This is a genomic window from Streptacidiphilus pinicola (assembly GCF_003258295.1).
GTDB lineage: Bacteria > Actinomycetota > Actinomycetes > Streptomycetales > Streptomycetaceae > Streptacidiphilus > Streptacidiphilus pinicola.
Genome location: NZ_QKYN01000240.1, coordinates 1 through 7771, shown reverse-complemented (window position 1 = coordinate 7771; position 7771 = coordinate 1). Strand labels below are relative to the sequence as shown.

6 protein-coding genes are annotated in these 7771 nt (G+C 76.0%); 3 read left to right on the top strand and 3 right to left on the bottom strand.

Annotated features, from left to right (window positions below):
• Positions 1-118: 118 nt before the first annotated feature.
• A complete protein-coding gene (locus DN069_RS38395) occupies positions 119-2221 on the bottom strand; it encodes a primosomal protein N' (RefSeq protein WP_111507876.1) in 2103 nt (700 codons plus the stop codon).
• A 71-nt stretch (positions 2222-2292) separates the two neighbouring features.
• On the bottom strand, positions 2293-2955 hold the full coding sequence (locus tag DN069_RS38390; protein ID WP_111507875.1) for an SDR family oxidoreductase: 663 nt from the start codon (positions 2953-2955) through the stop codon (positions 2293-2295).
• 126 nt (positions 2956-3081) lie between these two features.
• On the opposite strand from DN069_RS38390, the gene DN069_RS38385 reads away from it, so the two are divergent.
• Positions 3082-5301 (top strand): protein kinase domain-containing protein, encoded by a 2220-nt coding sequence (locus DN069_RS38385; RefSeq protein ID WP_341538533.1) that lies wholly within the window; start codon positions 3082-3084, stop codon positions 5299-5301.
• 21 nt (positions 5302-5322) lie between these two features.
• On the opposite strand, the gene DN069_RS38380 is transcribed toward DN069_RS38385, so the two are convergent.
• Positions 5323-6153 (bottom strand): GNAT family N-acetyltransferase, encoded by an 831-nt coding sequence (locus DN069_RS38380; RefSeq protein ID WP_243640333.1) that lies wholly within the window; start codon positions 6151-6153, stop codon positions 5323-5325.
• A 125-nt stretch (positions 6154-6278) separates the two neighbouring features.
• Between DN069_RS38380 and DN069_RS38375 the strand changes: the two genes are divergently transcribed.
• Together DN069_RS38375 and DN069_RS38370 are read left to right on the top strand one after the other, a co-directional pair.
• Complete coding sequence (locus tag DN069_RS38375; protein WP_111507873.1) at positions 6279-6974, top strand: hypothetical protein; 696 nt, start codon at positions 6279-6281, stop codon at positions 6972-6974.
• A 94-nt stretch (positions 6975-7068) separates the two neighbouring features.
• Positions 7069-7629 carry a SigE family RNA polymerase sigma factor gene (locus tag DN069_RS38370; RefSeq protein ID WP_111507872.1) on the top strand — a complete coding sequence of 187 codons (561 nt, stop codon included), beginning with the start codon at positions 7069-7071 and terminating at the stop codon, positions 7627-7629.
• Positions 7630-7771 lie beyond the last annotated feature (142 nt).

The window sequence follows — 7771 nt, the reverse complement described above, 5'->3', positions numbered from 1 at the left end:
ACACACGGGGCCGCAGGCCCCACCCCCCTCGGCCCTCCGCGCCCCCATCCCCTCCGCCCGCCGCGGCCCGGCGCTCCCCGCGCCGACCCGGGGGTACCCGCACTGAGGTAGTCGCACGTCAGCCGATGTCCGGGGGGTCGATGCGGACGCGGACCGGGTCGCCCTTGCCGCGGGCGAGGCGGGCTGCTTGGGCAGCCTTCAACGCCGTGGCCAGGGCCGCGCCGCGGCCGGGGGAGACGCGGAGGAGGACGCGGTCGACGCGGTCCTCGCCGCGAGGGACGGGGACGGCGACGGGGCCGAGGAGGTCCGTGCCCTCCGGGAGGCGGACGAGGTCGAGGAGGTCCTGGACCGCGGCCGGGGGGCCGCTGACCGCGGCCATCCGGGAGACCGGCGGGAACCCGAGCTCGGCTCGCTCCGCGAGCTCGAGCGCGGCGTAGCCCGCCGGGTCCCAGCGCACCAGGGCCTGCACCGGGCGCAGGCTCGGCTCCGCGACCACCACGACCGTGCCGTCCTCCGCCGCGCCCCGCACCAGCGCGGACGCGCCCAGCCAGCGGCGCAGCGCCTCCTCCCCCGCGCGCAGATCGGGCCGGCCGAGGAGGATCCACGCGTCCAGCAGCAGCGCGGCGGCGTAGCCGCCCTCGGCGACCGGCTCCGCGCCTGGCGTCGCGACGACCAGCGCGGGCGTGCCGGGCACGGTCGCCAACACGCCGTCGCGTCCGGAGGTGCGGACCGGGACGGAGGGGAACGCGCGGCCGAGCTCGTCGGCAGTGCGGCGCGCGCCGAAGACCTGGGCGCGCAGCTTGAACCCGCCGCACTCGCGGCAGTGCCAGTCGGCCTCGGGGCGGCCGCACCACGTGCAGACCAGCGGACCGGCGGCGTCGGGAGCCTCCAGCGGGCCCGCGCAGTGCGCACAGCGCGCCTGCTCGCGGCAGCGGGCGCAGGCCAGGCGCGGCACGTAGCCGCGGCGCGGCACCTGGACCAGGACGGGGCCGCGGGCCAGGGCGTCCCGGGCGACCCGCCAGGCGAGCGAGGGCAGGCGCGCGGCGAGCGCCGCGCCGTCGCCGGCCTGGTCGTGGTCGCCGACGGTGCGCACCAGCGGTGCGGTGCGCCGCACCTCCTCGCGCGCGGCGGCCAGCGGACGCGCCCAGCCGGTGCGCAACAGCTGCGCGGCCTCGACGGTGACGGCGAACCCGCCGACCAGCGCCGCCGCCCCGGCCTCCACCGCGCGCAGCAACAGCACGTCGCGCGCGTGCGGCTGGGGGGCGTGCGGCTCGCTGTGCGAGGAGTCGCCGTCGTCCCAGATCGCCACCAGCCCGAGGTCGGCGACGGGCGCGAACATCGCCGCGCGGGTGCCGACGACGGCCTTCACGGCGCCGCGACTGACGGCGAGCCAGCGGCGGTAGCGCTCCTCCGCGCCCAGCTCGGCGGTGAGCGCGACGTGCCGCCCGGCGCCGAGCAGCGCGGTCAGCGCGGCGTCGACGCGCGCGACGGCGCGTCCGTCGGGCAGCACCACGAGCGCGCCGCGGCCGGAGGCGAGCACGGCGAGGACGGCGCGCGCGAGCTCCTCGGGCCAGCCGGGGCCGGGCAGCGCGGTCCAGACGGCGCGCGGCGACTCGCCCCCGGCGAGCGCCCGCAGGAACGACGCGCCGTCGGCGTACCGGACCCAGCCGCCGGGCTCCGGCTCGGCGACGGGCGCGGCGGCCGGCTCGGGCTGCGGCTCGACCTCGGGTTTGTTGTGTTTGGGAGGGACGGCCAGCTGCAGCACGTCCGCGAGCGTGCCCGCGTAGCGGTCGGCGACGGCGCGGCAGAGCCGGAGCAGCTCGGGCGAGAGCACCCGCTCCGGCGACAGCACCTGCGCCAGCGGTGCGAGCGGGCCGGCGAAGTCGCTGGCCGCGAGCCGCTCGACGATGTACCCGTCGACGAGCTTGCCGCCCTCGCGCCGCCCCTGGCCCTTGACGACGCGTCCGCCGAAGCGGACCCGCACCCGGACGCCGGGCTGCGCGGCCTCGTCGAGCCGGGCGGGGACGGCGTAGTCGAAGTACTGGTCGAGGTGCGAGAGCCCCTTGTCGACGACGACGCGCGCGACGGGCAGGCCCTCCGCCATCGGCTTGGGCTTCGGCCGCGCCTTGGCACGTCGCAGCTCGGTCCGGATCAGTTCGAGCTGCTCGCTCGCCGGACTGTCGGACGTCGGGGAGGATTCGGGGCTTTCGGAGTGGGCCATCGCCCCTCAAGTCCTACCAGAAGTCACCGACAACGAGCCGCGGCGGAGGGTTCCGGCAGGAGGGCGAACCCTCAGCTCAACGCGCTGACCGCGGCCGCGACGGGGGTCTCGCCGCTCGTCAGCTCCAGCACCCGCCCGGCGCCCGCGCCGGTGTCGGCCAACTCGGCCAGCACCAGTGCCACATCGGCGCGCGGCACGCCGCCCGACGGCAGCGGGGGCACCGCGAGGGCGACGAGCCCGGTGCTCGGGGTGTCCAGCAGTCGGCCCGGGCGCAGCACCGTCCAGTCCAGCCCGCGGCCGCGCAGGTCGTCCTCGGCCTGGGTCTTCGCGTCGATGTAGGCGGCCCACACGTCGTCCGTGCCGGGCCGGGGCGGCGAGCCCGCGCCCATCGTGGAGATCTGCAGGAAGCGCCGGACGCCCGCCGCCTCGGCGGCTGCGGCCAGCTTGACGGAGCCGTCGCGGTCGACGGTGTACTTGCGCTCCGCGCTGCTGCCCGGCCCGGCGCCCGCGGCGAACAGCACCGCGTCGGCGGACTGCTCGCGCAGCACGTCGGCCACCTGGTCGACGGACGAGGCCTCCAGGTCGAGCACGACGGGCTCCGCTCCGGCCGCCCGCAGGTCGTCGGCCTGCTCGGGCTTGCGGATGAGGCCGACCGCGAGGTCGCCGCGCCGGGCGAGCTCATGGGAGAGGAGGAGGGCGATCTGGCCGTGGCCGCCGGCGATGACGATGCGCATGCCCGCCACGCTAACAGCCCGGGCGGTGCCCGCCGGGCCTCGACGTGCCGGGGGACGCCCGTTCCGCCCCGGCCCTTCGCGGTGGAACAATCCTCGCCGTTGAACCGGCCGGGCCATCCGGTCGGCATGATGCATGACGGGGGAAGCATGCGACCGCTGGGAACAGACGATCCGTCAACCGTGGGCCCGTACCGGCTCATCGCGTTGCTGGGCGCGGGCGGGATGGGGAAGGTGTACCTCGCGCGCAGCGCGGGAGGGCGGACGGTGGCCGTCAAGGTGGTCCGTCCGGAGCTGGCCGGGGATCCCGGCTTCCGCGAGCGGTTCCGCCGCGAGGTCGCGGCGGCGCAGGCCGTGGACGGGGCCTTCACGGCGCCGGTCGTCGACGCGGACCGCGACTCGGCCGCGCCGTGGCTGGCCACCGCCTACGTGCTCGGGCCGACGCTCGCCGAGGCCGTGGCCGAGCACGGGCCGATGCCGGAGCGCACGGTCCGGGCGCTGGGCGCGGTGCTCGCGGAGGCGCTCACCGCGATCCACGCGGCCGGGCTGGTCCACCGGGACCTCAAGCCGTCCAACGTGCTGTTGGCGGCGGACGGCCCGCGCGTGATCGACTTCGGGATCGCCCGGGCCCTGGACGGCTCGGGGGCGACGACGACCGGGGTGATCGTCGGCTCGCCCGGCTTCATGTCGCCGGAGCAGGCCTCGGGCCGGAAGGTCGGCCCGGCCGGCGACGTCTTCGCGCTCGGCTCCGTGCTGGCCTTCGCCGCCACCGGGCAGGGGCCGTTCAGCGCCGGGGCGGGCGACGCGGCCACCCTGCTCTACCGGGTGGTGCACGAGGAGCCCGACCTGGCCCAGGTGCCCGGGACGCTGCGACCGGTGCTCGCGGCCTGCCTCGCGAAGGACCCCGCCGGCCGTCCGACGCCCGCTCAGGTGCGGGACCTGCTCGCTGCCGAGGGCGCCGCCGCGTTGCTGCGCGGCGCGTGGCTCCCGGCGGAGATATCGGGCGGGATCGCCCGACACGCGGCGCACGTCCTGGAGTTGGAGACGCCCGCGCCGTTCGGCCGCGCGGCACCGGACACCGACGCAGCCCCCGCCGCTGCCGATGCCGCCGGTACGTCGCGGGAACCGGGCCGCGCCCCGAGCCGGCGTGGGCTGCTCCTGGGCGGACTCTCCGCCGTCGGCGTGGTCGCCCTCGGCGGCCTCGGGTACGCCCTGGCCGGAGGCGGCGGCAAGCGCGCACCCGCGGCCGGCCCGACCGCGGGCCCGACGGCCACGCCGACGCCGACGCGCCCGCCGGGCGTGGCCCCGCAGCCGCTGTGGACCTACGCGGCGAGCCGTCAGCTGGGCAACCCGCCCTACCTGGTGGACGGCCGGCTGCTGGTCGCGGACACGAACCTGACCGCCCTCGACCCACGCTCCGGCAAGGTCGCCTGGACGGGCCCGCAGATCTCGGCCGGCACCCAGCAGCGGCCGATGGCCCGAGGCGCCGGGCTGGTGCTGCAGCTCGACGACGGCAACCAGGTCACCGCGGTCGACCCGGCGACCGGGGCGCAGCGCTGGACGGTGCCGACGCCGCCGCAGTTCGGCTTCACGACGGTGCTCGGCGCCAACGACACGACCGTCTTCGTGACCGGCCAGCAGTTTCCGCTCGACAAGAGCGGCCGCCCGGTCATCAGCCTGAACAGCTCCGACTCCGTGATCGTCGCCATCGATCTGGGCACCAGGAAGGTCCGCTGGGTGCAGCACCGCCGGACCAGCAACGACTGGGAGGTGCTGGGTTTCGCCACCGCGAAGTACGTCGTCTACACCAACGACGCGAACAACGTCGTCGCCCGCGACCAGGGCACCGGCGCCCAGGTCTGGTCCCAGACCTACGGGGACCCGCACGCCACCATCACCGAACTGCCGCTGCTCGGTGGCGACACGGTGTTCCTGCCCGGCTCGCGGCTGCTGGGCTACGGTCTGGCGAAGGGCGAGCAGCGGCTCACGGTGCAGGCGTCGGGCACCAGCTCCTACCAGGCGCTCGGCTACGCCGACGGCACCGTCTTCGCCACGCTCCACGACTCGGCGGTCGCCCTGGACGCCCGCTCCGGGACCACGCGGTGGAGCACCCCGATCGTCCCCACCGTCGGCCTGGCGTCGATGCTGGTCGTCGGGCCGACGGCGTTCTGTCCGGTGCTGACGGGCAACGGGACGAGCTCCGGCCTGGCGGCGCTGGACCGGGCCACGGGACACCTGCGGTGGACCTTCCAGGACGGCGGCACCGACGACGACTGGTGGATGGAGACGGACGGCACGGTCCTCTACGTCACCCACGGCGAACGCGTCTACGGCCTGCCGGCGACCTGACACCGGCTCGGTACGGGCGCCCTACGTGAACTCCACCACCGTGTGCTCCGCGACCGGCCGGTAGCCGATCCGCTGGTAGAGGGCGTTGCTGGTCGGGTTGGCCAGGTCCGTGAAGAGCAGCACCTGCTCCGCGCCCGAGCGGAGCAGGTCGCGGCTCGCCCGCGCCACCACCGCTCCGGCGTAGCCGCGGCCGCGCAGCTCGGCGGGGGTGTAGACGGGCGCGATCCGCACCTGTCCGGCCACCCGCGCCGTCCAGCCGACCATGGCGACCGGCCGGCCCGCGTCCTCCCACAGCAGCAGGCGTCCGTTCGCGACCCTCCCGGCGACGTCGAAGTCCGGCCGTGGGCCCTCGCCGATGAACGTGACGAAGTCGGCGAACCAGCCCTGCAGCAGCGGCACGTCCCGCTCCGTCGGGGGCCGTGCCGCGCCGCCCGGTACAGGGCGCGGCTCGGTGACCTCGCCGAGCCGGAACAGGCGCTCGGCGCGGAACACCCGCCAGCCGCGGCCCGTCGCCGCCGCGTAGGCGCGCACCGTGCCGTCCTCGCCGATCACGCGCGGCACCGGTCCGAGCACCCTGGCCAGCGCCCGCGCGGACTCCGCGTCCATCACGCCCAGCAGCGGACCGCGCGGCGGCGTCTGCACGAACGCGGCGATCACCCGGCCGTCGGCGTCGCACTGCCACCCGAACCGCGCCGGGCGGCTCGCCTCGAACGCGAACGGCCCGCGCTCCCGCACCGTCTCACTGACCGTCAGCAGCACGGTGTTGGCGGCCGGGTCCGCGGCCAGATAGGCGTCGGCCACGGCGCGGAACTCCGCCGCGTCCTCGCTCAGCCGCCACTCGGTTCGTGTCACACCGATCAGGTTATCCGCCCCGATCTCGTGCAACCTCCCACCGTCCGGGCGGAGTAGAGAGGGCAGGGAGGGAGCCGGGGGGCTTCTTCCCGGGGCCACAACAGACAGACGAACGAAGGAGTCCTGTGTCAGCCACACAGACCAAGCGGAGCCGCTGGAAGCTGGTCACGGGGGCGGGGGTGGCCGTCGCCGCGGCCACGGGGGTCGCCCTGTCCGGCGTGGCCTCCGCCTCCGCCACCGCCGGATCGGCGAGCCCGGCCGTGCAGGCCGCGAAGGCCCGGACCGCGGCCCGGACGACCGCTGCCACCAGCGCGCTGCCGGGGGTGACCAGCGTGCTCGTGGGCCAGGGCCGGATGGGTCACGTCTCGTGGAAGGTCGTGCTCGAGTACTACCGGCACCTGCCGCGCGGCTACCACGTGCCGAGCATGCCGCCCGGCATCCCGACCCCGAAGTACACGGGTCTGCTCTGCGAGCGGATGTACCTGGACGGCGTGCGCATCGACCACCAGGGCGGGCCCTGGTCGGACTGCAACGGCGTGACCGGCGCCACGCGGCCGATCGGCACCGAGGAGGGCCTGTACGGCCTGACCGCCAAGGGCACCTCCGGCTACCGGCTCTTCGTCGGCGAGACCTCGGCGCCGGTCGGCTACGCGGTGCTCACCTACACCGACGGCCACAGCTACCGTGCGAATTCGGCGCATCTTCGGGGAACCGGATTCAACAGCTACGCCATCCCGATCAGCAAGGGCCGTTACATCCGCAGCGTGGACACCTACACCGCCGACGGACACCGGCTCAGTCACGAGACCGACTGGCACTGACGGCCGGGCCCTGCGGCCCGCTCGGCGACAGCGGGCTCGCGGGGTGACGGCGTGAAGGCCACGGTCGTCGCGGAGGAGACGGGGACAGGCACGCGTGCAGACCGGCACTGCGGCGACGACCGGGGGACGGCGCGGCGGCGACGAGGGCTGGAGCGACTTCAGCTCCTATGTCGCCGCCCGCTGGACCTCCCTGGTGCGGACCGCGTATCTGCTCACCGGCGACTTCCACGAGGCCGAGGACGTGGTGCAGTCCACCTTGGCCAAGGTGTATCCGCACTGGGCCAGGATCCAGCCCGACACCGTCGACGCCTACGTCCGGCGGGCGCTGGTGAACAACAACCGCAGTCGGTTCCGGCGGCGGAGGGTGGCCCAGCTGCTCATGCCGTTCGTCCCGGACCGGCCGGCCGCCGAGTCGGAGCGCGGCGACCTCGCCGAGCGGGACCTGCTGGTCTCGCTGCTCGCCCGACTGCCGCAGCGGCAGCGGGCGGTGGTGGTGCTGCGGTACTGGGAGGACCTGCCCGCGGAGGAGGTCGCCGAGCTGCTCAGCTGTTCGGTCGGTACGGTCAAGAGCCAGGCCTCCCGGGCCCTGGCCAAACTGCGGGAGCACCCCGAGCTCGAACCCTTCGCACTGACCGGTCTGGGAGCCGACTCATGAGCGACCGTCAGGATCAGTCGGTGGAGCCGCGTCTGGAGGAGGCGGTCCGCGCGGCGCTGGGCGCGAGCGCGCGGCGTCTGCCGCCGAGCGCGCCGCCCGTCGCGGCGGTGGTGCGCGCGGGCCGCCGTCGGCAGCGCGCACC